Origin of the sequence: Oryzihumus leptocrescens, from assembly GCF_006716205.1 — a bacterium.
Classification (GTDB): domain Bacteria; phylum Actinomycetota; class Actinomycetes; order Actinomycetales; family Dermatophilaceae; genus Oryzihumus; species Oryzihumus leptocrescens.
In genome coordinates, this window is sequence record NZ_VFOQ01000001.1 from 231,972 (window position 1) to 256,679 (window position 24,708).

Annotated in this window: 23 protein-coding genes and 1 tRNA gene; 11 read left to right on the forward strand and 13 right to left on the reverse strand. The window is 67.0% G+C overall.

Features of this window, described 5'->3' with window-relative positions; translation table 11 throughout:
- Positions 1-21 precede the first annotated feature (21 nt).
- The 5 genes from FB474_RS01190 to FB474_RS01210 all read right to left on the reverse strand — a co-directional run bounded on the left by FB474_RS01190 (position 22) and on the right by FB474_RS01210 (position 3,917).
- On the reverse strand, positions 22-507 hold the full coding sequence (locus FB474_RS01190) for a hypothetical protein (protein WP_141786987.1): 486 nt from the start codon (positions 505-507) through the stop codon (positions 22-24).
- A gap of 93 nt (positions 508-600) precedes the next feature.
- Positions 601-990 (reverse strand): hypothetical protein, encoded by a 390-nt coding sequence (locus FB474_RS01195; protein ID WP_141786988.1) that lies wholly within the window; start codon positions 988-990, stop codon positions 601-603.
- 12 nt (positions 991-1,002) lie between these two features.
- The gene (locus tag FB474_RS01200) at positions 1,003-1,311 is read right to left on the reverse strand and encodes a hypothetical protein (RefSeq protein ID WP_141786989.1); all 309 of its coding nucleotides are present in this window, start codon (positions 1,309-1,311) and stop codon (positions 1,003-1,005) included.
- Between the two features lie 761 nt (positions 1,312-2,072).
- Complete coding sequence (locus FB474_RS01205; protein WP_141786990.1) at positions 2,073-3,212, reverse strand: hypothetical protein; 1,140 nt, start codon at positions 3,210-3,212, stop codon at positions 2,073-2,075.
- Between the two features lie 387 nt (positions 3,213-3,599).
- Positions 3,600-3,917 (reverse strand): DUF4190 domain-containing protein, encoded by a 318-nt coding sequence (locus tag FB474_RS01210; RefSeq protein ID WP_221632395.1) that lies wholly within the window; start codon positions 3,915-3,917, stop codon positions 3,600-3,602.
- A gap of 757 nt (positions 3,918-4,674) precedes the next feature.
- On the opposite strand from FB474_RS01210, the gene FB474_RS21060 reads away from it, so the two are divergent.
- A complete protein-coding gene (locus FB474_RS21060; RefSeq protein WP_425465296.1) occupies positions 4,675-4,800 on the forward strand; it encodes a hypothetical protein in 126 nt (41 codons plus the stop codon).
- 110 nt (positions 4,801-4,910) lie between these two features.
- On the opposite strand, the gene FB474_RS01220 is transcribed toward FB474_RS21060, so the two are convergent.
- Both FB474_RS01220 and FB474_RS01225 read right to left on the reverse strand, forming a co-directional pair.
- Positions 4,911-6,938 (reverse strand): hypothetical protein, encoded by a 2,028-nt coding sequence (locus FB474_RS01220; protein ID WP_141786992.1) that lies wholly within the window; start codon positions 6,936-6,938, stop codon positions 4,911-4,913.
- A gap of 190 nt (positions 6,939-7,128) precedes the next feature.
- Positions 7,129-7,467, reverse strand: a complete 339-nt coding sequence (locus FB474_RS01225) for a hypothetical protein (protein WP_141786993.1) — start codon at positions 7,465-7,467, stop codon at positions 7,129-7,131.
- Positions 7,468-7,649: 182 nt separating this feature from the next.
- On the opposite strand from FB474_RS01225, the gene FB474_RS01230 reads away from it, so the two are divergent.
- The 4 genes from FB474_RS01230 to FB474_RS01245 all read left to right on the forward strand — a co-directional run bounded on the left by FB474_RS01230 (position 7,650) and on the right by FB474_RS01245 (position 13,145).
- Positions 7,650-8,393 (forward strand): site-specific integrase, encoded by a 744-nt coding sequence (locus FB474_RS01230; RefSeq protein ID WP_141786994.1) that lies wholly within the window; start codon positions 7,650-7,652, stop codon positions 8,391-8,393.
- Between the two features lie 274 nt (positions 8,394-8,667).
- The gene (locus FB474_RS01235) at positions 8,668-8,886 is read left to right on the forward strand and encodes a hypothetical protein (RefSeq protein WP_141786995.1); all 219 of its coding nucleotides are present in this window, start codon (positions 8,668-8,670) and stop codon (positions 8,884-8,886) included.
- Between the two features lie 605 nt (positions 8,887-9,491).
- Complete coding sequence (locus tag FB474_RS01240; protein ID WP_141786996.1) at positions 9,492-9,842, forward strand: hypothetical protein; 351 nt, start codon at positions 9,492-9,494, stop codon at positions 9,840-9,842.
- A gap of 174 nt (positions 9,843-10,016) precedes the next feature.
- Complete coding sequence (locus FB474_RS01245) at positions 10,017-13,145, forward strand: SIR2 family NAD-dependent protein deacylase (RefSeq protein WP_141786997.1); 3,129 nt, start codon at positions 10,017-10,019, stop codon at positions 13,143-13,145.
- Between the two features lie 14 nt (positions 13,146-13,159).
- Here FB474_RS01245 and FB474_RS01250 read toward each other — a convergent pair whose 3' ends face one another.
- Together FB474_RS01250 and FB474_RS01255 are read right to left on the reverse strand one after the other, a co-directional pair.
- Positions 13,160-13,816, reverse strand: a complete 657-nt coding sequence (locus FB474_RS01250; RefSeq protein WP_141786998.1) for a 2'-5' RNA ligase family protein — start codon at positions 13,814-13,816, stop codon at positions 13,160-13,162.
- The gene (locus tag FB474_RS01255; RefSeq protein WP_185745987.1) at positions 13,809-14,591 is read right to left on the reverse strand and encodes a GntR family transcriptional regulator; all 783 of its coding nucleotides are present in this window, start codon (positions 14,589-14,591) and stop codon (positions 13,809-13,811) included. Before FB474_RS01255 ends, FB474_RS01250 begins: the two co-directional genes overlap by 8 nt.
- A gap of 127 nt (positions 14,592-14,718) precedes the next feature.
- On the opposite strand from FB474_RS01255, the gene FB474_RS21065 reads away from it, so the two are divergent.
- The 5 genes from FB474_RS21065 (at position 14,719) to FB474_RS01280 (ending at position 19,717) form a co-directional block, all read left to right on the forward strand.
- The gene (locus FB474_RS21065) at positions 14,719-15,168 is read left to right on the forward strand and encodes a plasmid replication, integration and excision activator (protein WP_141787000.1); all 450 of its coding nucleotides are present in this window, start codon (positions 14,719-14,721) and stop codon (positions 15,166-15,168) included.
- Between the two features lie 638 nt (positions 15,169-15,806).
- On the forward strand, positions 15,807-16,799 hold the full coding sequence (locus tag FB474_RS21070) for an FtsK/SpoIIIE domain-containing protein (RefSeq protein WP_246092261.1): 993 nt from the start codon (positions 15,807-15,809) through the stop codon (positions 16,797-16,799).
- Positions 16,800-16,879: 80 nt separating this feature from the next.
- Positions 16,880-18,334: a replication initiator gene (locus tag FB474_RS01270; protein WP_141787002.1), complete on the forward strand. Its 1,455-nt coding sequence runs from the start codon at positions 16,880-16,882 to the stop codon at positions 18,332-18,334.
- A 52-nt stretch (positions 18,335-18,386) separates the two neighbouring features.
- Complete coding sequence (locus tag FB474_RS01275; RefSeq protein WP_185745988.1) at positions 18,387-18,572, forward strand: helix-turn-helix transcriptional regulator; 186 nt, start codon at positions 18,387-18,389, stop codon at positions 18,570-18,572.
- Positions 18,569-19,717, forward strand: coding sequence for a tyrosine-type recombinase/integrase (locus FB474_RS01280; protein ID WP_141787004.1), 1,149 nt, complete (start codon positions 18,569-18,571; stop codon positions 19,715-19,717). The genes FB474_RS01275 and FB474_RS01280 overlap by 4 nt, the downstream gene beginning before the upstream one ends.
- A gap of 14 nt (positions 19,718-19,731) precedes the next feature.
- On the opposite strand, the gene FB474_RS01285 is transcribed toward FB474_RS01280, so the two are convergent.
- A tRNA-Arg gene (locus FB474_RS01285) sits at positions 19,732-19,807 on the reverse strand.
- Positions 19,808-20,127: 320 nt separating this feature from the next.
- On the opposite strand from FB474_RS01285, the gene FB474_RS01290 reads away from it, so the two are divergent.
- Entirely contained in the window at positions 20,128-21,561 is a 1,434-nt protein-coding gene (locus FB474_RS01290) for a tetratricopeptide repeat protein (RefSeq protein ID WP_141787005.1), read from the forward strand.
- 15 nt (positions 21,562-21,576) lie between these two features.
- On the opposite strand, the gene FB474_RS01295 is transcribed toward FB474_RS01290, so the two are convergent.
- From FB474_RS01295 to FB474_RS01305, 3 genes are all read right to left on the reverse strand, one after another.
- Positions 21,577-22,185, reverse strand: coding sequence for a metallophosphoesterase (locus FB474_RS01295; protein ID WP_141787006.1), 609 nt, complete (start codon positions 22,183-22,185; stop codon positions 21,577-21,579).
- The gene (locus tag FB474_RS01300) at positions 22,182-22,817 is read right to left on the reverse strand and encodes a hypothetical protein (RefSeq protein WP_221632396.1); all 636 of its coding nucleotides are present in this window, start codon (positions 22,815-22,817) and stop codon (positions 22,182-22,184) included. The genes FB474_RS01295 and FB474_RS01300 overlap by 4 nt, the downstream gene beginning before the upstream one ends.
- 782 nt (positions 22,818-23,599) lie before the next feature.
- Complete coding sequence (locus FB474_RS01305) at positions 23,600-24,634, reverse strand: hypothetical protein (RefSeq protein WP_141787008.1); 1,035 nt, start codon at positions 24,632-24,634, stop codon at positions 23,600-23,602.
- Positions 24,635-24,708: the final 74 nt, after the last annotated feature.

Here is a 24,708-nt window from a genome sequence, read left to right on the forward strand (position 1 = left end):
CTGGGCACCCGGGTCTGGGGGTCAGTCCTCGCGCTCGGCGAGAAGGTCTCGGCGCCTACTGCGCCAGGCAGCGGCGAAGCCCAGGGGGACCAAGCCTGCGAGGAAGGTAAGGCCGGACCCAACCAGCTGGGAGGCGACGTCGTCGACGGCGGCCTCGTTCGGGTTGTGGTCGACGAGGATGGTCACTCTCGATCCGACGGGGTAGTCCCTGGCGTCGTTGCTATCGGTCGAGACAAGCACCAGCGTGTTTCGCTTGGGCACGGCCACCCTGAGCGAGTTGGCGTCGCCGTTCCTGGGGACCTCGACGGCCCTGACGATGCCGGTCTCACGCGTGGTGCCGATGCTCCCCGAGATCACGGCGACCGCACCCAAAAGGCCGACGATGGTGAACAGCAGGCCAATGATGGTCAGGGAGACGACGCGGACCATCGCGTAGCCGGGTGTCTTGGCGAATCTGGGCTGAGGCAGCCACTGGTCGGTGGCCCAGTCCCTGAGCGTGCTGTTCACGCTGGCATTCATACACCCACGGAACCCCCAACCCGCGAAAAGCGCGTTGGCCCTGCAGGGATCGGCTCCCGGGCAAACACAATACGAGGAGTCTCAGGATCTCCTCGTGACCATGCCGTAGACGATCCAGGCGCCCAGGACGGTGTAGGCCACAGCGGTGGCTGCGCGCAGGAGGCGGCGGACCCGGAGTGTTCGTTCTACCGGCCAGCCGGCCCGTTCAGCCCAGAAGCGCAGGAAGGCGGCCGAGCTGATGCCGCGACGCCGTTCGCGCTTTTCGGGACGCTCGAGCGCATCCCATACCTCCACGGGGCGCCCGCCGCGGTCCACTGCCAGGCTCAGAACGCACCAGACCATCGCCGCGGCGTGGAGGGGCAGCAGCAGAAAGCCGGGGAGCACGATGAGGGGCAGCGCGTAGTGCAGCAGCGCTCTGATGGCGATATTGCGTGCTCGTCGTGGTTCGAGCAGGGGATCGATCACGGTCATGGTGGGTGCCTCTCAGGTGCGGCGAGTGCGCCAGTTCTGGACCGCGCTCACCAGTCGTGGGCCCGACCACTCGGCGCACGCAACGACCAGGGCGAGGAGCGCTCCTTGGCCTTCGTGGTCATTCCGGAACGGCCACAGCGCGGCGGCTGCGACGACCAGCAGTCCGATGGTTGTGAGCTGGGACGCGGCCTCCTGGCGGGCGACAGCACCGGCGCTTGTCTCCGGTGCAGCTGTGTCGAGGTCAAGCGCCGCCGGGGCGATGAGCTCGGCGAGGATGAAGGCGGCGATGCCGACCAGCCAGCCGAAGCCGCCGAACATCATGGTGGACGGCACAAGTGTCGCCAGGGCTACGCCCCGTGCGATCCAGTAGCGCGGGCCTCGCGGTGCTGGTGCGTGCCAACGTGCGGCCCGATCGATGTCCCCCGCTGTTCGAAGGCCGAGTCTCCCCACGGCGCCAAGGTTAGGGCCCGGGGTGGGCGAAGGGAGCCTCTTTCAGCATCGGCAGTCCCCGCGGGCTTGCGCAGTCACTCGAACTCAGAGAAGCAGGTGGTGACCCGCTGCGGTGCGGGTGCTGGGCTCACGTCCACGGGGTTGAGCAGCCGGCCACCTCGTGAGAGCGCAGCTGGGGCTTCGGGTAGCCGGCCGCGTGCGGGCCTCCGTCGTCGCCAGCGCCTGAGACGGTGAGTGGACGTTGAGGTGAGGCGGGGCATTCCGAGTGGATCGCAGTGCCCCGCCTCTGTTGTGCGTCCTGGGCCGGGTAGCCCGTGAGCGCGTAGCAGTGGGGTGCGCGAGGACGGCGCGAAGCGCCGCCCGCAGTGCGGGGTTCCACCGGCGAAGCGCGGAGGGTGTGGCCGGGCCAGGTTTGCGCGGCGCAGCCGCGCGCTTGAGCCAGTACGGAAAGTCCTCACGGCGTTGTTACCGGGTCCTATGCCCTGTGCCACCTGATGCGCGACAGATCCACGCCAGCTGATGTGCGACCCCCTCGGGACCTCCGTCCGGCGGCGTTACCTCTTCGCGGCCTGGCCGGACGGATCAGTTCGCTGGACTCGCGGCAGAGGCAGGTGCCAACAAGGGGCGGCCGTTCAACGGTCCATGAGGAGGACCTCCAGGGCGGCGACCAGCCGAGAGGGCAGCGGCGCCTGCTCCTGAGCGAGCTCGATGAGGTCCGCATTACTCAGGGCGAGCCTCTCGAGCAGGGCGCCAGCCTCGTCCTCGTCACGGATCATGGCCGTGGCAAGCCTGCTGGCCGGGTCGGCCAGATCGTGCGGAGGCACGGGGAGGCGGGGCACAGCCGCGAGAAGCAGGAGGAGACGCTGCTCGGCCCGCGAGACCACCGGCCACAAGGTCAGCAGGTCCTCGGATGCGTCGCAGACGGCCGCGCACACCTGCTCGTGGTGAGGCTCGGGCCGATACTCGTAGGCGCGCGCCTGATGCAGCGCAGCGGCGGCGAGGAACAGGGTATAAAGCAAATCCAAACGCCGCTTGGGAGAGAGCTGAGGCGCTGCGGCCAGTTCGGCGACAACGCGTAGGGCAGGCGCGGTGGAGCTGTAGCTGCTGCCCTGGTGGGTCACGGAGCCGACAAGCTCATCGAGGTAGTCGCCCCACTGTGCGTCGTTCGCTGCAAGCCCGGCCAGCATCAGGGGGACGTCGTCGGCGGTGCCGTAGGCATGCTCGAGCTCAGCCCAGTTCACGTCGCCGACAGCCTGCAGCCTCACGGAATCTCCGGGGCCGTCGGGCAGATCCTCGTCCACGTCGTCCGAGCCGTGCGTCTCAGCGTCGCCAGTCCGGGGCGGGCTTCCGGCCAAGGCGGCCAAACGGCGCTCGTGGACGGTTGAGTCGTCGAGCTCGTGAACGAGGCCAACCCGCGTGAAAGTCCGCAGGAGCGTGGCGGTGTGGCCACCGCCGCTGCCGTCAGAGCGGCCGCCCGAGCGTTGCGCCAGAAGCCGCACAGCCTGGTCCTCCTGGGCCTGCCACCACCCTTCGTCCTCGTCGGGGAGGGGGCCGGTCGCCACGGAGGTGACGTCCCACTGGCCCTGCTCATGCGGTCGCATCGTGGGCTTGCCGAACCAGAAGCTGTCCGGGTCGCGGTGTGCCCAATCGACTTCCCGGACGGCGACCAGAGCGTGCCCGCGGGCGGCGAGCTCGTCGGCAACGGCGCGGGCGGTGTACTCGTCGGGAACGGTCACCGTGTACGTCTGGGCCAGGGTCGGCTGGTGGGGCACGTGGGTGGAGCCTCCTCGGTCCGAGTTTGTCCGACTGGGCCGCGAGCGACCCTGGTCGCAAAGGATGCCGCAACGGGTTGTCACCCGATGGGGACGGCGCGACGGGGGGGGTCAGGGGGCCGGAAAAAAATGGTCTCTGACCTGCGGAAAATGGTGGTGCCCTCGGGCAGATTCGAACTGCCGACACCCGCTTTAGGAGTCCGACTTAGGGGTCCGCTGGAAATCGGATTCCGTTGCAGCGCAGGCAGATTCGTCCTTCAATGGCTCGTCCCTTTGTGGTTCTTTGTGGTCGTTCTGGATGCGCTGGGGACGTCGAGGGGACGAGTTCGGCGAGGTCGCCCGAGTCGCGGCACCGCGAGTCTCGGCCCGGGAATCTCGCAGGATCGGCTAGTGGCCGAGCTGGCTGTTCACGTCGTTGAACTGGTTCGAGAGGTCGTTCCCGGCCGACGCAATGAAGACGATCATCAGGCCGAGCGAGAGGAGGCCCAGGACGCTGAGGATCAGGGCGGCTACGGCGAGGCCTTGACCGGCGCGTCTGCCGTCTCGGGTCTCACGCATGGCGGAGATGGACAGGAACAGCCCCACGATGCTGCCGATCCCGCCGAGCCAGAGAAGGCTCAGGATGAACGCAGTGATGGCTTGTCCGCTGAAGGGCTTGGCGGCCTGGAATGGAGCCGCGGGCGTTGTGGCGTGAAGTTCAGACATGGCCGCGATCATGGCGTCGCTGATGCGCCGTTTGACGTCGATTCGGCCGGGAGGAGCGGTTCGGCTGATGGAGGGTCAGCCGTTCGGCTGAGGACTCGAGCCGCGGGCCTGCGCATTGATCGTCCCTTCCGGGGCTGGGTGTTAGCCCGCTGCGATGCGGGTACGGGGCCAGGTCGACGGGGTTGAGCAGCCAGCTCCGTCGGCTGGGTGCAGCTGGGGCTTCGGGTAGCCGGCCACGAGCGGGCCTCCGTCGTCGCCAGCGCTTGAGACGTTGACCGGGGGAGGAGGTGAGGCGGGGCATTCCGACTGGATCGGGGTGCCCCGCCTCGTTGTTGTGACCTGGCCCGGCTTAGCCCGTGAGCGCGTAGCGGTGGGGTGCGCGAGGACGGCGCGAAGCGCCGCCCGCAGCGCGGGGTCCCACCGGCGAAGCGCGGAGGGCGTGGCCGGGCCGGGTTTGCGCGGCGGAGCCGCGCCTTGAGCCAGTACGGAAAGTCCTCACCGCTCGGTGCTGAATGGTTGTGTCCTGTCTCGGGTGATGCTTGACAGTTCTGTGTCGAGACATGCTTGACACCGGTCGGCTTGGGCGAGCGGATCGCGGCATGAGCGGACGTCGGTCAATCGCTCTGAGAGCCACCGAACACGATGCAGAACGGGTGGCCCACCGGGTCTGCGAAAACGCGAAACCCAGGTTGAGACGCTCCGCGGCCAAGTCGCCGGCCGACGTACCCAGAGCGAACGTGAAAAGGACCGTGAGCCAGTGGAACGTTTCCCGGCCTGGCGCGCGCTGGCCACCCGCTACGACAAGCTCGCGCTCACCTACCGCGGAGGAGTCGTGCTCGCCGCCATCGTCATCTGGCTGCGCGCTTTGAGAGACACGCCCTAGTGGGGTTGAGCGAGTGACCGCTGCGCTCCGGGGCGCAGCGGGACGCGTTCGGCCAGCGCCCAACCGGCTGAACGCTCGGGCCGCACGCCTCGGCTGTGCGGCCCGAGCGCTCAGGAGACCCGGATGAATCGAAGGCTGGTCAGGGAGCCGGCGTGGGCGGCCGTAGCCAGCCGGTACACGCGGACCGCGTAGTAGCCGCGGTTCAGCCGGAACGAGGAAGTCACGGCCCCCGTGGTTGACACGGGCACGTTCGCGACCGTGACCCAGGAATAGGTGCCGTACCGGTACACCTGGAGCAGCGCGCGGGCGCCGGCGTCATAGGGCCGCGTCGTGGCCTTTGCGGTCACGAACCGGCCGGCGCGGGTCCAGGTGGGCAGGGACGTCCACGCGGAGCTGCTGTTGGCGGTGACCCAGCCCCACTCGCTGGACACGGTGTCGCCCGGGACGGTGGAGGGGACCAGGGCGCGCAGGCGTCCACTGATGGTGTTCGTGAACGACACCCTTGCCGCCCCGGCCGTGCTGGTCCGCACGGTGGCCAGCGTCTGCCAGGTGTTGCTGCCGGCCGAGAGTCGTTGCACGGTCACGGGGACGTCGGCGGCGGCCACCGAGCCCTCCTCGATGTTGCGCAGATCGGTGACGGTCACGCTGGTGGCGCCAACGGTGCCGTAGGTCCCCAGGACGTTGCTGATCGTGACGGTCCGGTCGGCGTAGACCGTCGTCGTGTACTCGCGCGAGTTGGAGATCAGTGCTGGCGCGCTGGGCTGCTCGGCCATGTTGGCGAACAGCTTCACGACGGCCGGTCCGGCATTGTGCGGCGTCCAGGTCACGGATGTGGAGAAGCCCTTGGCGCCCGCGGTGCACAGGGAGTCCCCGGGGTACGAGGTTCCGTTGAAGGTGATGCTGTAGCCGCAGTTGTCGTAGATCAGGGGCAGCGGGGCGGTGCCGGTGAACCGCACGGTCGCAGGATGCATCACGACCAGCGTGGGTATCTCGGCGGCCTCGTTGAGCTGCACGACGTGCACCCACTGGCCCATCGTGGGCCCGATCTGCATGTTCGACGAGTCGTAGAGGTACACCTGCACGAAGTGGTCGCCCGCCGCCAACGGGGCCGTGGTGACCTCGCCCAGGGCCGAGACCGGGGTGGTGTCATTGTCGCCGCGCGTGGGCCAGGCCGGCGGAGTTGAGACGGGCAGCAGCGGCCCGTCGTCGACGCGCGCCTTGACGACGCCCGGCTGGTGCTTCCAGGGCCCGTACATGGTCACCTCAACCTTGAGCCCGGTGGTCCCGACTTCGGCGTAGGAGCTTCCGCTGGGCGGATACACGTCTACCGCCTGGCCGACGTGATGCCGGACGTACATCTCCGAGCTCCCGTCGGCCCAGTCGGTGTCGCCGTAGTGACCTTGGCTGTCGCGGGCGTGAACCCCAATCAGGTAGGTGCCTTCGGTCAGCGCTGTCGTGTCCAGGTGAAAGGTGGCCTGCAGGTTCCCGTCAGCCCCCGGTGACCACGGCTGAGACTGGGTGATGAGCGCGGCCGGAGGGACGGCACGCGAACCCTGCTGTGTGTACAGGCGCAGCTCTACCTGCTCACCGGCAGGTCTGGTGCTCTCCGGCCGTCCGGCAGCACCGGCAAGCACCGTGACCGTGGCGTGGTCGTCGACCACGTTGTCCCGGTAGACGCTCGGCGTCACGGGGTCCCGCTGCGCCCCCTCGTTCCAGATCGGACCGGGGCCGTCCACGGTCACGTTCGCCGAGGCCAGGCCCCAGGGGTGCGACGGGTCGCTGCCGTAGGCGCCGAAGACGATCACGTACTGCGACCCGCCGCGTGTCGGGGTCTCGAACGTGGACTGGATCGGCGGAAGCGTAACCGTGCAGGTCTGCGGACAGTCCGCAGCAGAAACGGTCGTCGTCGCCGAGCCGGCGTCACCCAGTTGTGCCGACAGGGTCAGCGACTGCTCGTCGTTGAGCGTTACCGCGACCTGCACGGTCACGTCGCCGGAGACAGTGTCCCCGGCCGCCGGGCTGAGGATGGTGACGGACGGCTCGGTTGCCGCGCGGGCAGGCACACCCACGGCCGGAACGAGCAGGGTGGCCAGCAGGAGCGGCAGGCCAAGACGGCGCAGGGGCATAACAGCGGGCATCAGCAGTCCATTCACGCAAAACGATCCCAAACGAGCCAAGAGTAGGGACAAACCCGACCGCCCGGTGCCAGTTCCCCCAAGCCGGCACCCCGCTGCGGCGTTCCCACCCGCGGCATCATCAAGTGTCGGGATGTACGAACGTCCTCTATTCGGCAGTTCAGGACGTCACTCTTCGCGGCATGAGCGGACGTTATGGCGAAGGCCGGACGGCGGTTAGCAGAGCACTGAACACCCGGTCGTCGACCGCGCCTGCGACCTGTACTCGCTCCACCGGTGAGGTCTGCTTGTAGCCCAACGCCGCGTTGACTGAGTCGACGTCGAGCCAGTTGTTCGTCCCGGAGCGCGACAAGTCGTACCACCACTGACCCCGGTCTCTCGTCAGGCGGATGAGAGTGCCGTCACGCTCCCAGACGTCCTGCCGGTCGCCGAAACCCTCCGAGTCACCACCGACTGTCGAGACGTGTTGGAACTGATTGGTCTCCAGCCATTGGCGCACGGCCCCGGCGTCCTGTTCTGTCAGTTCGGCCACGCGAGCATCCTTGCGTGGCGACGGGACCTATGCACGCACATCGGCATGAGCGGAATTTCAGAGCGCTACTTCTCGATGACTCGCCCGGTGGCGTACTCCACCCAGAGGCTGCGGCCATCAGGCAGACAGGCTCCCTCGGCAGCTTCGCGGGTGCTCCAGGCATCAGCCGGTAAGCGACTCCCTTGCAGTACTGCATCCAGATCTACGTCAAGCTCTTCATGGCCATCCCCAACCCGGACGTCATACGTGAACACGCGCTTCTTCAGGAGGGACCAGCGCTTGCGCCGGCACTGAGCGCCGCGCAACGGAAGTTCGACGCCCGGTATGCCGACCTGACGCTTGTCCTGGCGTTGACCGGCGTCCGCTTCGGCGAGCTGCGCGGGCTCCGGGTCAAGGACGTGGCCGAGGTGCCCTACCCGTCAGTGGTGGTGCGCCGTTCGCTGCCTCAGTCGGGACTGACCGGGGCGGTCATCGAGCGGGGCACGACCAAGAGTGGTCGGGTGCGCGCGGTGCCGCTGTCGGAGGTCGTCGAGCCGGTGGTGCGTGCCTGGGCTGCCGGGCGCGAGGGGGAGGAGCTGCTGTTCCCTGCCCCGGGTGGTGGCTACCTGATGTCGTCGAACTGGCGGCGGGCCGTGCACTGGGACCGAACCTGCCAAGGCCGGCGCCCGCACGACCTGCGGCATACGGCTGCCAGCCTCTGGATCGCGGCGGGCGTGGACATCAAGACGGTGTCGGCGTGGCTGGGTCACTCGACCGCGAAGCTGACCCTCGACGTGTACGGCCACCTCATGGGGACCGACGCCGACCGGGCCGCGGTCAGCCGCGTGAACGCGAGCCTGCGGATCGGCCCGGGGACGAGTCGGGGACGACAGGCACCCGATGGGGGCGACGCAGCGGGCGGTCAGGGGGCCGGAAATGGCCGCTGACCTGCGGGTTTGTGTGGTGCCCTCGGGCAGATTCGAACTGCCGACACCCGCTTTAGGAGTCCGACCCTCGGTGCCCAGACTAGCTGACATCCGTTGTTTTGCAACGGTTTTCACGGCCGTTCATGGCGACTGTTTGCGGTTGATTGCCGGGCTCTGGGTCCCCCTCGGGTCCTTGCGCCTGGGGCCAGGTCTCCGTGCCCGATTCGGACTTGGCGAGGATCGCCCGGTGAGTCGCAGACCTTGGATGACGGTTCCGGCCGCTACGTTCATAAGTATGGAGAGCACCGTGTTGGTCATTCTGAACGACGGCAAGTACGAGGAGTTCGAAATCCCCGCGGAACACCAATCGGTGGCGTGGAGCATGGAGAACGGCCGCCTGAAGATTCAGGCGTTTAAGAAGAAGGACGATGGGACGTACGTCGGTGGCCTCATCTTGGCGGAGTTTTCCTCCGGGTCCTGGCTTGGTGTGAGGCGCGTCAACTACCCGAGCTGATCCTTCCCTGTGTGGATCAGCGACCTGTACGGGTATGTGCACTGACCGGTTCGAGCGTTGCTCGATGGTGACCCGCTGCGATGCGGGTACGAAAGCCGGCCGCACGGGGGTGAAGAGCCAGCCCATTCGTTCGGTGCAGCGGGGGCTCCGGGTAGCCGGCCACGTGCGGGCCTCCGTCGTCGCCAGCGTTTGAGACGGTGAGAAGAGCAGCAGCTGAGGCGGGGCGCTCCGGTCCATTCGGAGGGCCCCGCCTCGTTGTTGTGTCTTGGGCCGGGTAGCCCGTGAGCGCGTAGCGGTGGGGTGCGCGAGGACGGCGCGAAGCGCCGCCCGCAGTGCGGGGTCCCACCGGCGAAGCGCGGAGGGCGAGCCCGGGCCGGGGTGCGCGGCGGAGCCGCGCCTTGAGCCAGTACGGAAAGTCGTAACCGATCCGGCAAGTCGAGCGTGTCCGACTCCGCTTGATGGGTAACACGCCGGTTTCACTTGATAGGTGACACTCCCGCCTCTATTGGGAGCCGATGTGAGCCCCGTCCGGGGTTGCCGAACTGCCGACTTCAGGCCTGGGTGTCATCGAGCAGTGGCCTGCGAGGCGGTGCACACTGCCTGACATGACCGACCCTCCGCGACCGGCCAAGAGTGCAGAGAAGCCTTATGTCGCCGTGTTCCTGCGCTTTGACTACTACGTTCACGGCTGGGACAAACTGCGGCGGGCTGCCGTCACCGCTCTCGTTGACTGCGGAGTCAGCCCGGCCGACGCCGAGGAACAGGTGGCTTCCCCGGCGGATGCCCTGTACGCGCTTTTCGAGACGCGTCCCAATGCGGGGAATGAGCCGGGAGCCGAGGCCCGGGTGGAGTATCTGGCGGCCGTTCCCATGGAGCAGGGTGGCCCGGTCTTGCTCGAGGACAGCCCGTGGGCCCCACTCTTCGGCCCGGAGCAGGAGGACGGAGCGCGACAGTGACCGAGCCAGCGGCTCACGGGTGGGCCTAGGCCGTGTCACCCATCAACTGAACACGATCCGTCACCCATCAAGTGAAGCAAGGCACCGGCAGCTGTGTGGCTTAGCCGTCGTAGGCCTCGCTTCGGTCTAAGGTGCCTAAGGCCGCAAGGGTCGCATCGGAAGGTGGGGGTTAGGTTGGACGGGCTGCGGGAGGCCATCGCCGAAAGTCGAGCGACCCTGTTCGTGGGTACTGGCATTACGGTCGCTGTCACGGGGCGACCAGATCTCTCTTGGATCGGGCTGCTCCGGAGTGGCGTGCGACGTGCCGTCGAGTTGAAGCTGGCACCTTCCGAGCAGTGGGCGGGCAAGGTCGAATCGGACATCGAATACGGGATCTCCTGTTCCGACGCAGACGCCCTTGCCTCAGCCGGACAAATGGTCACGAAGGCTCTTGGCGGCGCTAGCGGCGAAGCGTTCAGGGCTTGGTTAAGCGCGGAAGTCGGTGGCTTGAAGATCACTGACCCTAAGCCGATCGAGGCCATGTTGTCCCTCGGTGTGCCGATCCTGACAACCAACTACGACACCTCCATTGAGGAGGTCTCGGGCTACACATCCGTAACTTGGCAAGACCATGCGCGAATGCAGTCGGTCATGACTGGGCGCGTTGGCCGCATTGTGGGCCATCTGCATGGGGTCTGGGATCGCCCCGACTCGATTGTGCTAAGTGCTTCCGACTACTCCCGCATCACGTCAGACGCGCCCGCCCAGGCTCTGCAGCAGGCGGTCCACGCTATGAGGTCAGCTGTCTTCGTTGGTTTCGGCTCTGGGTTGGACGACGCCAATTTCGGGGGGTTGCGCTCTTGGTACGAATCGACGTTGGGAGCCACCCCGCATCAGCACTTCCGGCTCTGCCTGCAGTCCGAGCTTGAAAGCCTCCGAGCCGAGCACGCCCAAGAGAACATTGAGGTCGTTGCCTACGGTGAAACCTACGCTGACTTGCCTGAATTCTTGGCTTCGCTACGACCAACGTCTTTGGCGTCGCGAGCACCTGTGCGCCGGGTGGACCCTCTCGATGCCGCACTGAACGGGTATGCCGCGCTAAGCGAACGTGTCCGTGACGAAAGCATTCTGAGCGACTTCTTCCCTGACTTAGAGGTACGCACGCCCGATCAATTGCTGATTCGGCCTGTGCTCCTACCCATGCCTCAGGAGAATTTCTCTAGCGCTCAGAATTTGGCCCCAGCCGTGCGGCCGCGACGCGCAGATCCGGACAAGGATGCCCTTTCGGCGTCGGTCATGGTGGTCGCTGGTGAAGAGCAGGTCGGCTTGACATCCGCGTTGGAATGGCTTCTCCACGCGAGGGCGCAGTCCGATAGATCACTGACGCCGATGGTCATTGACTTCCGAGCGTTGGGGTCAAACATTCACCCGTTGTCGTCCGTGCTGCGGAGGCAAGCTACGTCGAACGGGATCATTGCCGGCCGAACGGATCCCTTGCCGCCAATTGCCTTGGCGCTCGACAATTTCTCTGGGAAGCCCGAGAGAATAGCTGACAGGGCCCTGAGTGACCTTCGCGAAATTGCACCAGCCTTCCTCGTCGTAGGATGTCGACAGGGTGAAGAGATCGACGTAGTCACGCTGTTGTCGAAGTTGGGGCTGAGGCCGGCGCTTCGGTATGTCGGGCGCATGAATCACGCCGATATGAACGCCCTTGCCAGGCTGGCTGCCCCTACCCGGGCAAACTCCCTTGCGCAACGGGCGCTTGAGTTGATCAATCGTGAGCACCTGCCTCGGACGCCGTTTACATTCGGCCTGCTTCTCACTGTGCTCATGCATGGTGAGACCTTCATGGCGGCATCCTCGGAAACGGCGCTCCTGGATGCCTACGTAAACGTGCTCATGGGGCGGGGCGACCCGCACGAGGACGCCCGTTTCTCACTCGATGCGCACGAGCGCTCCGACATTCTGGCCAACCTGGCTGAGCTGTACGTTGAACGCCGGGTGGGTTCGATCTCCCAAAGAGACTTTACGGGGGCGCTGGGTGACTACTTCAACGAGGTCGGCTGGGACGAAAACAGCCACGCCGTATTCGAAAACTTCCTGAAGCGGCGACTGTTGGTCGCGCGGGGGGATCAGGTTGCCTTCGCTCAATCGAGCTACCTCCACCTGTTTGCAGCCAAAAGGGCCGTCGATAGCGAGGAATTCAGGGCGACTCTCATGGAGAAGCCTCTGTATTTCTCCCCTATCCTGCGGCATTATGCCGCTCTGACTCGCCATGATGCGCGTCTGCTTCGCTCCGTCGACGCATTGTTGGACATCGAGGAATGGGCCGAACTGCCTTCTCGCTTCTTTTCCGAATCGGATGCGGAGTCGCATGAAGCGCCCGAGAATCTGCCCGAAATGGTCGATGACCTATTCGATCGGATCGAGGCGAGTGTGGACGCCGAATCGGATGAAGACGAGCAGGAAGCACAGGCGCTCGTGAGGGCAGGAGGGCCCGCGGCTCGAGATTGGTTAGATCGAATCGATGACTCCGACCAGCACCCGTTCCCGTTTGCAGAAATCGACGCCGCGTCTCCAGTAGTCAAGCTGGGAGTATTGGCAGGATTGGTCTCGACGGTACTTCGAGACAGCGAATTGGTCAGGGATCTTGAGCTTAAGCGCACGGTACTTCGAAAGACGCTCGTCGTCTGGGGCCGCTTCGTCGACGCCCTCGATGCGGATCAGAATTTTGGGCAAGATGCACGAGAAATCGCGGAGATTGTCGCCGAATCTTTGGGCCAACCCAATGCGCAGTCTGCAGAGTTCATCGAAGAATTCATGGAGATGGTCGCTGCGTTGACCAGCTTTGGTGTGATGTCTCAGAATCTCAGTTCTCGAAAGCTGATCAGAACGCTTTCAGATGTCATGGCAGACCCTGACTTTATGGCCTCGTCCCACGGGGCGGTCATGGGGGCGCTGTTGGCTTTCGACATTCAGTCGCCAGGTTGGGCTTCCTTCTTCGCGAGCGTGCAGCGGGAGCACCCAACAACAACAATCGTCGGGTCTGTCATGACACGAATGGCGCTACTCGCCTATGTCTATCAAGAGCCTGGGCCGGTCGATCTGCGGACGCTTGAAGACTTCCTTGTTGATCAGTGGGTTGCACGATTCAGGTTCAGTGGGGCCGTCGCCCAGAAGGATGCTATTGAGCGGTTCCGACAGCGGCTCCGCCGGATGCGTCGCATGAGTGGCAATCGGCTTTCTGGGGGCGAGACAATGTTCTCAGGGGCTATAGAAGGAAACGTCTCTACGAGCTCGACGACCGGATCGATCGACGCATGAGCGTCGGGGGATCGTCATAGCTGGTGGCTCGACCCAAGCGATACCTCCGCCTCAGTCGCCCACTCGTACATTTCGCGGTCGCGGTGCATGCGAATCAAGGACACTTCGCCGAAGTTGGCGGCAACAGGCGGGCGAGCGTTCGTGTCTAGGGTTCGACGAATTGCCGCCCCCGACTTAACCCCGTTGCTGTAGGCGACGCTGATGTGGGCGCGGAATCCTTCTGGCTTCTCGGGTGTGTTGCCCCAGGCATCAGCGATGCCGGCCCGGACTTCGTTGCGCAGGTGGGCGAATGCCCCCGGGTTGCTCGGCTTTAGGGCGATGGCCTCGCGGAAGATCACTGATCGGTCGAAGGTGGTTTCGATCGTCGGCAGGGCCCTGAGTCGAGCGGCGACGGCTTCGACAGCCTCGTCTCGCTGGGCGTCGCTGACCTCCTCGACATGACCGAGTCCCTGCAGGGTGATGTGTCGCCACTCGCGGGGGATTGAGTCGAGGGTGGGAAACGGCTTCAATGCCTCTTGGTATTGGTCGATCAAGTCGTGCAGCTCGTCTTGGCCGTCGAGGGTGATGTGCCAGGCGTAGAAGCGGGTACCGACCTTCCAGCCGGGACGCCACCACCAATGGTTCGCCATTTCGACGTGATCGGCGTACGGGTCCGTAGTGGGGTCAGACATCGGAGCGCACGCTCTCCTCGATGGCCTCCTGGGGGATCTCGTACTCGTCGACGAAGGACAGGCGGTCGGCGGGCCAGATGGACTCGGACACCTCGAGGATGTCGCCTTCTGCGTCGCGGGCGACGTGGACGACGTGCATGACGTATGAACCGAGGGTGAGGTCGAACGCGTCGGCCTCGTCCGGGGTCGCCGGTCGAGCGGTCCACTGATCCTGGGCATGTGTGTAGCGGCGGCCTGTGATGTCCTCGACGCACCGGAACAGGGCCTTGGGGACGACGGTCGGCTCGGCCAGGTAGGTGTCTTCGGCGAAGGATCGGGGGAGGTAGCTGGCGCCGATCTCCTGGAGCGCGCCGTCCTCGTCGTAGAGGTGCCGTCGGCGGACCACTGCGGTGGCGCCGGCCTCAAGGCCCATCGCATCGGTGATGTAGCGGGGTACGTCTCCCACGCCGGCAAAGACGATGTCGTGGCGGAACTTGTTGTTGAGCAGGCCTGTACGTCCACGTGCTTCGCCATAGCGGTTGCGTGAGCGCCGCTGGAGTCGTTGGTTCTGCCTCACGAAGGTGCCGATGCCGTGGCGAGACTCGATCAGCCCCTCGGCTCGCAGGACGGCCATGGCTTGCCGAACGGTCGGGACGCTGGTGCCGTGCTTCTGGGCAATCGCGGTCTCGGCGGGAAGCCGGTCGCCGGGGGCCAGTGCGCCCGACTGCACCTGCGCGCGGAGGTCGTCCGCGATGCGGTGGTACTTGGGGCTGCGTGAGCCCACTCCTTCGGCCACTTCGTCACTCCTTAACAAGTCTTTACCTCTAATTCGCACGCTACTCCTCTTGAGGAGTTGACAACAGCCGCTTGTGGCGGTTGTCTCGTGTTTGGCAAGGTCCTAAATAGGAGTTGAGGAGAGACTGATGGCTATTCAGCAGCGGATCCCGGTGACGTTCGAGTCAGTGTTCCCGGCCGGGGCGTACATGGTCGGCGAGGTAGAGGCCCTGGAGGACTTCGATGCCCTCATGGCCGCCAAGAACGCGGGCAAGGACCCCGGCGATGTGCAGATGCGGGACAAGGTGACCGGCATGCGGGTCTGGCAGGTCCGGGTGGTCGACGCCGACCCGGAGGCGCGCAAGGGCGAGACCGAGCTGGTCATCAAGATCGCCGCGGAAGTCCAGCCAGTGCCGCCGCCGATGATGGACGGGCTGCCGTTCCGGCCGGTGGCCTTCGAAGGGCTGACGCTGACGACGTGGATCGACGAGTCCCGGTCCCGCCCGAAGGTGGCCTACTCGATCCGGGCCAGTTCGATGGCTGCCCCGAAGGGCAAGAGCGCGCCCCAGCCCAGCAGTGGCGCGAAGGCTGCGGCCTGATGTTCTCCAATTCGGCGGCTCGGGTGTCCCATGTGGATGCTCGGGCCGCCGCTGCGTTGCTGGCTCGCACGGCTCGGTTCAATTGGGCTCTGCTGCGGGCCGTTCTGGTGTGGGTGCGCGGTCACCTGCGCTGGGTGCTCGCTCTGCTCGGGCTCTCGGCCGTCCTGCAGTTGCTCGGCAACCCCGCAGGCTTCCGTGAGGCGCTGGCACTGGCTTTCGGGCCGGCCCTGGCTGGGGCGGTGTGGGTGACATGTTGGCCGGTCAGCTACGAGCGGTTCATCGCTGGTCCGGCTCGTCGGGCTGGGTGGCGTCGGTGGGTCCGGAAGAACTGGGAGCACATCTCGCGGGAGTGCGGTCTGTCTGTGTCGCGCACGACGAAGTCGCGAACGTTCGGGCTGGCTCCGAAGGAGGGTTCGCGGTTCGTGGCGTCCCAGTCGCAGACGGTCACCGTGTGGACCCATGCACGGTTGGTGGATGTGACCACGGCCGGGCACCTGCTGCGGCTGATGGTGCAGACCCGGACCGGGCAGACCACCGACGACCTCGAGGCGGCCGCCGCACCGATTGCCGCCGCTGCCGGGGCCAAGGCCTACCGGTGCGTGCACATGACCCCCTCGGTGGTGGAGATCGTCCTGGTCATGGCCGACGCCCTCACCGAACCTCGCCCGGCTGCGTCGCCGAGCGAGGTCTACGTCAATGCGGTCACTCTCGGGCGGCGGCAGGACGGCACCCCGTGGTACCTCACGATCATCGGGCGGCACACCCTCGTCGTGGGTTGCTCCGGCTCCGGCAAAGGCTCGATCTTCTGGGGCGTGTGCGCCGGCCTCGCGCCCGCCGTCCGCGCCGGGGTGGTCCGGCTCTGGGGTGTGGACCTCAAGCGCGGCGTCGAGGTCGGCATGGGCAAGCCGATGTTCTCAGCGGTGGCCACTTCGCCCGCTGAGGCCGTGAAGTTGCTGACTCGACTACTGGCGATCTTGGAGGAGCGCGGGAACCGCATGGCCGGGCAGACCCGCCTGCATCGCCCCACCCCGGTCGACCCGCTGCACGTCCTGGCCATCGACGAACTGGCGGTGCTGACGGCCTACACCGACCCGGAGACCAAGAAGGAAGCGTCCCGGCTGCTGGCCGAGATCCTGACCCAAGGCCGCGCGTTGGGTGTCGTCGTCCTGGCGTGCGTGCAGGACCCCCGCAAGGAGGTCGTCGGCCTTCGTGGGCTGTTCACCCAGACCATCGCCTTGCGGCTTCGTTCGGCCGAGGAGACCCGGATGGTACTCGGCGACGGTGCAGCTGCGGTCGCTCCGGCGCATCGGATCAGCCCCGCCATGCCCGGCACGGCCTGGGTCGTGGACGAGGACGGCGCGATGGACCGGGTCCGGGCGGACTGGTGGTCCGATCAGCTGGTGCGACAGGTCGCGACCCAACATCCCGCGCCGGTCGTCGAGGCCGTTGCCACCGCTGCGCCCGGAAAGGGGGGAAGGGGCACGGGTGGTGTGCCTCGTGCGGGCTCCGGTTCGGGTGTGCCGGCCGCGCCTGCGACTGGCCACACTACGTCCGGTCGCACCCCGGCCCGCAACCCCCGGGCGCCTCGAAAGCAGCGCACCCGCTCCACCGACGGCAGCAGCGCGGCATGACTGACACGGGCCGTTCGAGTCTGGTTTCCTCGCCCTCCTCGTTTCCGGGGTTTGGCGAGGAGGCCGGGCTGGACCTGTCCGTGCCTTCGGCTCGTGTTGCTGGGGAGATCGCGGCGCGGCTGGTGTCCCGGGACTTCCGGGAGTGGTCCGAGCAGCTCGCCCGGGTCGGCAACTGCGTGAACCCGATCCGGCTGCGCGGCCGTTCCCTGACGGTCGACACGCGCACGGGTGAGGTCGTCGGGACCTACTCCAGCGAGCACGAGCACAACAACGGCGTCACGCTGATCCGCTGCGGCAACCGCCGCGCCTCAGAGTGCCCGGCCTGCTCGCGCATCTACGCCGCCGACATGTTCCACCTGATCCGGACCGGGGTGACCGGAGGCAAGGGCGTCCCCGACACCGTCTCAGAGAACCCGCTCGTCTTCGCCACTGTCACCGCGCCCTCGTTCGGGCTGGTGCACGGCCTCCGGGAGAACGGCCGCCGCTGCCGCGCCCGCTCGGACAACCCCCGGTGTGAGCACGGACGCCCGCTGAGCTGCATGGCCATCCACGCCGAGGGCGACGCAGCCCTGGGGCAGCCGCTCTGCGCCGACTGCTACGACTACGAGTCGCACATCGTCTGGCAGTGGTGGGCCCCCGAACTCTGGCGGCGGTTCACCATCACCCTGCGCCGCCTCATTGCCCACGCACTGGGCGTCCCCGCCACGAAGCTGGGCGACTACGCGACATTGCAGTACGCCAAGGTCGCCGAGTACCAGCTGCGCGGCCTGATCCACTTCCACGCCCTCGCCCGGCTCGACGGACCCAAGACCGACGAAGGATTCACCCCCGCACCCGACCTCATCGGCGCCGCCCGGTTGGCGGAGCTCATCGCCGAGGCTGCGGCGTCGGTGCGGTTCACCGCCCCGCCCATGTTCGACGGCGACCGATCCCGGGTCCTCGCCTTCGGGTCCCAGGTCGACTCCCGGCCGGTCCGCACGTCCCGCCGCACCGACGACCCCGACCAGGCCCTGTCCGCCGAGCAGGTCGCCGGGTACCTCGCGAAGTACTCGACCAAGTCCGCCACCGACACCGCCGCTACCGGCAACGCGCACCTGCGCCGCATCCGCGCCACCGCGCGTGACCTGGGCGACGCCGCCCACCTCCACACCGCGGAAGCGACCCGGGGAGACGTCGACGCCATGGCAGAGGCGCCGTATGCGCTGCTGGGCAAGTGGGTCCACATGCTCGGCTTCCGGGGTCACTTCGCATCCAAGTCCCGCCGCTACTCGGTCACGTTGGGCGGCCTGCGCCGGGCTCGGCGCCGCGCCCAAGCCCTCATTCAGGAGGCCAAGGCAGAAGGCCGGCCCCTCGACCTCACCCAGCTCGAAGCGGACCTGATGGCCGACGACGCCGAGGAGACCACGTTGGTACTCGGCCAGTGGGAGTTCCTCGGGACCGGCTGGGCCACAGAGGGCGAGACCGTCCTGGCCACCGCTGCAGCCGCTCGTGCCCGCGAGTACGCACAGTTCAAGGCACAGACGAAGAAGCAGTGACAGCAAGGGAACTGGGAGATAGGGGAGTGTCATGGAAGGTCAGAGGGAGTCCGTGGAGCGGCCGGTGCTGCTCAATGTCGAGCAAGCTGCGGCGTGGTGTGGCATCACGCGAAACACGTTGAACCATCTTCGGACGCACGGCCGGTTCGCTCCGGCCATCAAGATGGGTCGCCGGTGCTTCTGGAAGCCGGAGCACCTGAACGCGTGGATCGAGTCGCAGCTTGAGGTGGCGGCATGATCCTCAAGGGGCCCAAGAACAACTGGCGGGTCCGCGTGAAGTTCCGTGGTGTAGTGGTCGCGGATCGGACCTTTGACCGCAAGGGTGATGCCATCCGCTGGGAAGCAGAACAGAAGCGGTTGCTGCTGACCGGCGAGTTCGTGTCTCCGGCGGCCGGTCTGATCACTGTGGCGGAGTTGGCCCAGGAGTACCGCGACGCTCGGCGTGGGCAGGTGTCGGTGCGGGCGTGGGAGTCCGATGAGAGTGCGCTCCGCGTGCACATCGTCCCGGCGTGGGGCCGGCTGCCGATTTCGTCGGTGTCCTCGGTCCACATCGAGCGGTTCCTGACCGACCTGGCCGTGTCTCGGTCGGTGCGGACGGCGGCGCGAGTGCGGACGACCCTGCGTGGTCTGTTCTCCTACGCCGTGAGGACTCGGCGGCTTCAGGTCTCGCCCGCCGCAATGGTGCCGCTACCTCGGCCGGACTCCAAGAACGGGAAGATCGTCGAGGTCCATCCGTTCCCGATCGAGATGCTGCTCGATGTGGTCCAGACCCAGCGCGAATTCGCCGGACGCTACGCCGAACTGACGCTCGTCCTGGCGTTGACCGGCGTGCGCTTCGGGGAGCTGCGCGGGCTGCGGGTCCGGGACGTGGTGTCCGTGCCCTATCCGGGGCTGCTCGTCAAGCGTTCGCTCCCGCAGTCGGGCCTGACCGGAGCCGTGATCGAGCGTGCGACCACCAAAAGCGGACGGTCCCGGATGGTTCCTCTGTCGGAGCGGGTCCGGCCCGTGGTGCAGTCCTGGGCGGAGGGCCGGGAGCCGGACGAGCTGCTGTTTCCGGCGCCGGAGGGTGGCTACATCCACGCGCAGAACTGGCGGCGCTCAGTGCGCTGGTCGACCACCGGTCTGGGGCGCCGTCCTCACGACCTGCGGCATACGGCCGCCAGCCTCTGGATTGCGGCCGGGGTGGACATCAAGACCGTGTCGGCGTGGCTGGGTCACTCGACGGCGAAGCTAACGCTGGACACCTACGGGCACCTCATGGGGACCGACGCTGACCGGGCCGCTTTGGAACGGGTGAACCGGGCCCTCGGGTCCCTCACGGGTCCGTCGGTGCCCGCGGACTCGGCACCTGAGGACGATTGGGAGGCCGAGAATGGCCGCTGACCTGCGGAAAGGCTTGGTGCCCTCGGGCAGATTCGAACTGCCGACACCCGCTTTAGGAGAGCGGTGCTCTATCCCCTGAGCTACGAGGGCGGGGCATGGCTGAAACCTCCGATGCAAGGAACGCTGCAACCTGCACCCATGGTGACGCCGTGAGAAGGGTAGCCCAGGTCGGGGCCCGACCCCTTCAGAGGGATCCGGCGCCGGGTCAGCGCCTGCGATGACCCGCCCCAGGCGCACGTTGACGATGCGAGCGCCGACGGCGATGGCGCGTTGATCGCCGACCACGCGTGGCCCTTCGCCGGGTATCGGCGACGCGACGCGTAGCACCGGGAGCCGGGGAGCCGGACCCTGCCGGCCGACCCTTCGGCACGTGGAGCCAGCGCGGTCGACGGGGCGCTATCGTCCGGACCATGGTCGACGCACTCCCGCTCCGGATCTTCCTGGCCTCACCGGGCGACGTTGAGGAAGAGCGCAAGGTTGTCCGCGCCACCGTCGATGAGTACAACGCCCGGCGGAAGGGTGACAGCAACGTTTCCTATGAGGTGGTCGGGTGGGATCGCGTCAGGGGCACGGCGCGGCGTTCACAGGAGGCGATCAACGAGCTCATCAGCGAAAGCCACTTCGTGGTCACCCTCTTCAAGAGCTCGTGGGGAAGCGAACCGGGAGGCCCGTGGGGCTATACGTCCGGGACCGAGGAGGAGCTGTTCACGGGCCTGCTGGAGCTAGGCCAGGCCGAGCAGCCGATGCGTGACGTGTGGGTAGCGTTCATCGACCACCCTTCGCCAGACGGGAGGGTCGTGGCCCTGCGACAGCAGATGTCACGACGGCACTCGATGATGTACGAGTCGATCGCGGATAACCGGGACCTCAAGCAGAAGTTGACCGAGCGCCTCGAGTCTTGGGAGGCCGTTGCCGGGTCCAAAGTCCCTAGGCATGTCGACCTGTTGCCGTCATCGGGGAAAGAGGTTCTGCGGGCCGCCAATCTGCGGCTCCGTGGAGAGAAGCTGGTCGTGCTCGGCCAAGCCGAAGCTGGACGGGAAGCACTCAAGGAGGCGGCGGTCCTGGGTGGACCGGTCGAGCAGCTGGCGTACGCCACGTTTCAGGCCCGGCACGGCGATCTCAGCGGAGCATACGACTCGACGCAGCAGGCCATCGACCACTTCTCGAGTGGGGCCTCGCACCTGTACTCACCACTCGCGGCGGAGGCATTCGCCGCACAAGCCGGAGTGCTGCGACGCCAAGGACGTGATGTCGACGCCATCGGCCGGTTTGAGCAAGCGCTGACCCTTCTGGACGAGAATGACGCCACAGCGCAGAACGTTCGCTGTCGAATCCTCGACGAGCTAGGGCTCGCCTTCCAGAAGATCGGCGAGCTCGAACCGGCCCGACGGAAATTTGAGGCGAGCCTCGCCGCGAGACGCGAGTTCGGGCACGCCGTCGACGTGTCTCAGTCGCTGATCAACCTGGCGAGGCTGGAGGTGGCCGACGGCGACCTGGGGACGGCGGCCGGCCACGCCGAGGGCGTGATCGGGACGTTGCGCGGCACGCCCCCCATCTCACTGCACGCAAACGCCGAGGTGCTGATGGCCCAGGTTCGCCTTCGACAGGATCGACCCGACGACGGCGTCCCGCACGCAGAGCGGGCATTGTCCCTGAACCGGCAGATCGCGAACAAGCTCGGCGAGGCGATCTCCCTGTTCGTCCTTGCCCAGTGCCACCTGGCTGCCGGGAGACCGAGCGAGGCGGAAGAGCGTGCGCGCGCATCCCTCGAGCTGAACACGGCCATGGGCAACGAGGAGGGCAAAAAGCGAGTTGAGGGGCTGCTCAGTGATCTGGGCAGGTGAGCAACGTCGACCGAACTAACGGGGCACGACTTCGCCCCGGGCGTCGACCTGAATGTAGTCGAGGCGGGGCCACAGCAGGGCCGTGAGCCGTCCGGCCTCGGTCCCACAGCCGGTGTCCAGCTGCGCGGAGTCGTGCCCAATCTTGGGCACTGACCCAACGGGGGCATGGGCGCTGATCCGGAACTTCTGCGTGAACGCTTCTGGTGGGACGTGCCGGGCGATCACCTCGTCAGACTCCCAGGTCTGCGGCATGAGCCGGAGCGCATCCAGATGTTCGGGCGGAAAGCTTGCTCGGAAATCGCCGAGGACGTCTGGTCCCACCTTCGCGCCCACGTAGGAACGGATCGTCATCGCCCCACCCATCTTGAGGAACGTCATCAGATCCTGGCTGTCGAACGCCTCCAGCAGGGCCTCCTCGTGATTGCCCGCGAGCAGCGTGGCGCGCCCGGAACCCGAGATGGCGACGAGCTCTTCCATGACCTCCGCGGACTGTGGGCCCTTGTTGATGTAGTCGCCTAGGAAGACCATGTGCGGTCTTCCGCTCGTGGCGAGTACGTCCATGAGTCCTCTGAGGGCGTTGAGGTTTCCATGGACGTCGCCTACGAACGCAGTCTCGTCACTCACAACAGGATCTTCTCCACCTCGGCGTAGTCAGAGCCCTTCCCGGAGATGCCCAGCGCCATGAAGGCCATCGACAGGAGGTCGCTCGGTTGTCCCCACTCGTTGACGACAGTCGCCTCGAGAGAGCCGTTTCTGCTGCGCGGGAACTCACCGATGATGCTGCGCAGCCGCGACAGGCACTCGTTCAGCTCGTCAACCGTCGACTCGCCCTCCTGCCGGGACGCGAGAAGGCGCGCCAGGTTCGGGTCGCCATGCCGGACAGCGAGCTCGCGCACCGAGAAGCAGGGGGCGCCGGCCGCGATCGCCTGCGCATACAGGCAACTGCGCAGCAGGTACCGCGCCTCCCGCAGGAGGCCGGAAAGGTACTTCGGCAGGTCCTCCTCGAGACTGGCGAAGAGTTCGGACATGTTCCGAGCACGCGCAAGGAGGCGGTCTGTGTCGACGTCGCCCATGTCCTCGATCGCAGGGCCAAGACGGCCGTACTCGTCCCAGAGCAGCTTCGCGTCGCGCTTGAGGTGAGCCCCAAACAGGGTGCCAACGCCGGTCGAGAGCTGCTCCAACGTGTAGAAGCTGACGTTCACGTTGCCGACGTTGACGCTGGGCCGCGACGTGGTCACCATCGCCAACAGGTCCAAGTCCGAAACCGGAACCGCATCTCCCCGAGCCCTGCTTCCGTAGATCAAGAGCCCCTCAGCGTCAATCGGGAGCTCGGGAACGTCCTTCAGGACCTCGACTGGCACTCCCAACCCTGCCAGCGCGCGAACCACGTCAACGCGATTCACGAAGGCGCAGCCACTGGCGTTTGCGCGCCATCCAGAGCAAGGGCGCAATGCGGTCCTCGGCCGGCGGGCGTCGGCTGGGCTTGTTGGGTCGGGTTTCCGTGCACGCGGCCAATGATGCACCCGAGGCTGACTCGACCTGGGGATGACCCAGTTTGACATCACTTCGCGCTGGCTCGTCTGACTCTCGCCGAGCGTCATTCCGCCGCGAGTGCCTCAGTGCTCGTGTTCCTCCACCCTCAGCGCATGCCGCCTTCCGCCCGAGCAGGCGTGGTGGTCCCCGGCCTACGCGGGGACCCTGAAGCGTGAGTGGCTGAGCCACTGGCGGCCGGGCCACACGTGGTGGGCTCGGTTGGGGCGGCGCCTGGAAGGTGTCTGTCACCTCCTTGCTTCCGGTGGTGGGCCGTGGGCTCCGATGCTGCGGTTGGGGTGGATGGGTTGCGCCCGGGGCCTGGTCCGTCACCTCCTTTCGAGGCCCTGGGTGCGTGGACGCGGTGGGGACATGGTTGTCCTCCTTCCTGCTGTTCTTGATTGGTGGGGGTCTTCGCTGCGCTGTGGAGTTGTCAAGGGGCGGTGCCGGGCTGGCGAGTGGGGGTGGTCCGCGGGGCCGGATCGCGGCAGTTGCCGCATGCGATGGGTCAGTGGTAGGCGCGGGTGTCGGCCTTGGTGAGCTTGCGCAGGCAGTTGAGGGCGTCGACGCCCATGACGGCGGCGCCGGCGTCGAGGCCGTGGTGCAGGGCGGCGTGGGCGGCGGCCCACTCGCCGATCGACAGGGAGGTCAGGCCGGGGATCCAGGCAAGGTCGGCGACCTCGAGGGTGAGGTTGATGTGGTGGTCGTAGCTGTTCTTGGCGGACTGGTGCGTCAGTTCCTTGGCGCCGTCGTAGACGACGGACCAGTTCGCGATGAGGGGGCGTCCCGCGGCGCTGGCCTCGGCCTGCCAGTCCTGCAGGGCGGTCTGGGACCAGGGGTCGAGGGCCACGGTGCGCTGGGCGATGTGCCACCCGTTGGTGGGGTCCTGATGGTGGCGCCCGGGCAGGCGCAGCGTGCCGGGCATCTCCGGGGTGCCGGGGCCGTGGTCGGTCCAGCAGACCTGGGCGCCTTCGCCGGTGGCGGCGCCGGCACAGGCGATGGCCAGGGCGGCGGCGCGGCGGTGCAGGCTGCCGGTGCAGTCCAGCGGGGCGGACACCCGGGCCAGGAGGACTTCGTCGTTGGTGGCGACGCGGTTGCGCGGGGTCTTGCGCCCGGGCTTGGCGCTGGGCGCCGGGGCGGCCTCGCCGAGGTGCGTGGGGGGTCGCGACCCGGTGACGGGGGCCGGGTTGTGCCAGGCGCCGAGGAGGCGGAGTGCGTTGTAGGCGGCCATGAGGGTGTTCTTGCGCAGGTGCCAAGCGTCCAGGGTGAGGGCGGCCTGAAGGAAGTCCCCCGCGAGGCTGTCGGCGTCCTCGAGGGCCAGGCACCCGGCGGCGGTGAGGGTTTCCAGGTAGTGGTCGAGGGTGGCGGTCATGGTGGCCAGGGTCTGGTCGTCGGGGGCGGCGGGGGCCCACTGGGACAGGACGAGCAGCCGCTCCTGGGCGAACTGCCTCGACGGTGTGTCGGCGGTCAGGTCGGGGGTGGTGGGGTCGGTGCGGATGATGAGGGCGTGGATCTGCTGCTGGACGGTGGCGTGGAGGTTCATGGCTGGGTGCTCCGGGGTCAGGTTGGGGCGTTGACCCCGGGCACCGTCCGGCGCCGACCCGGTTGCGCAGTCGC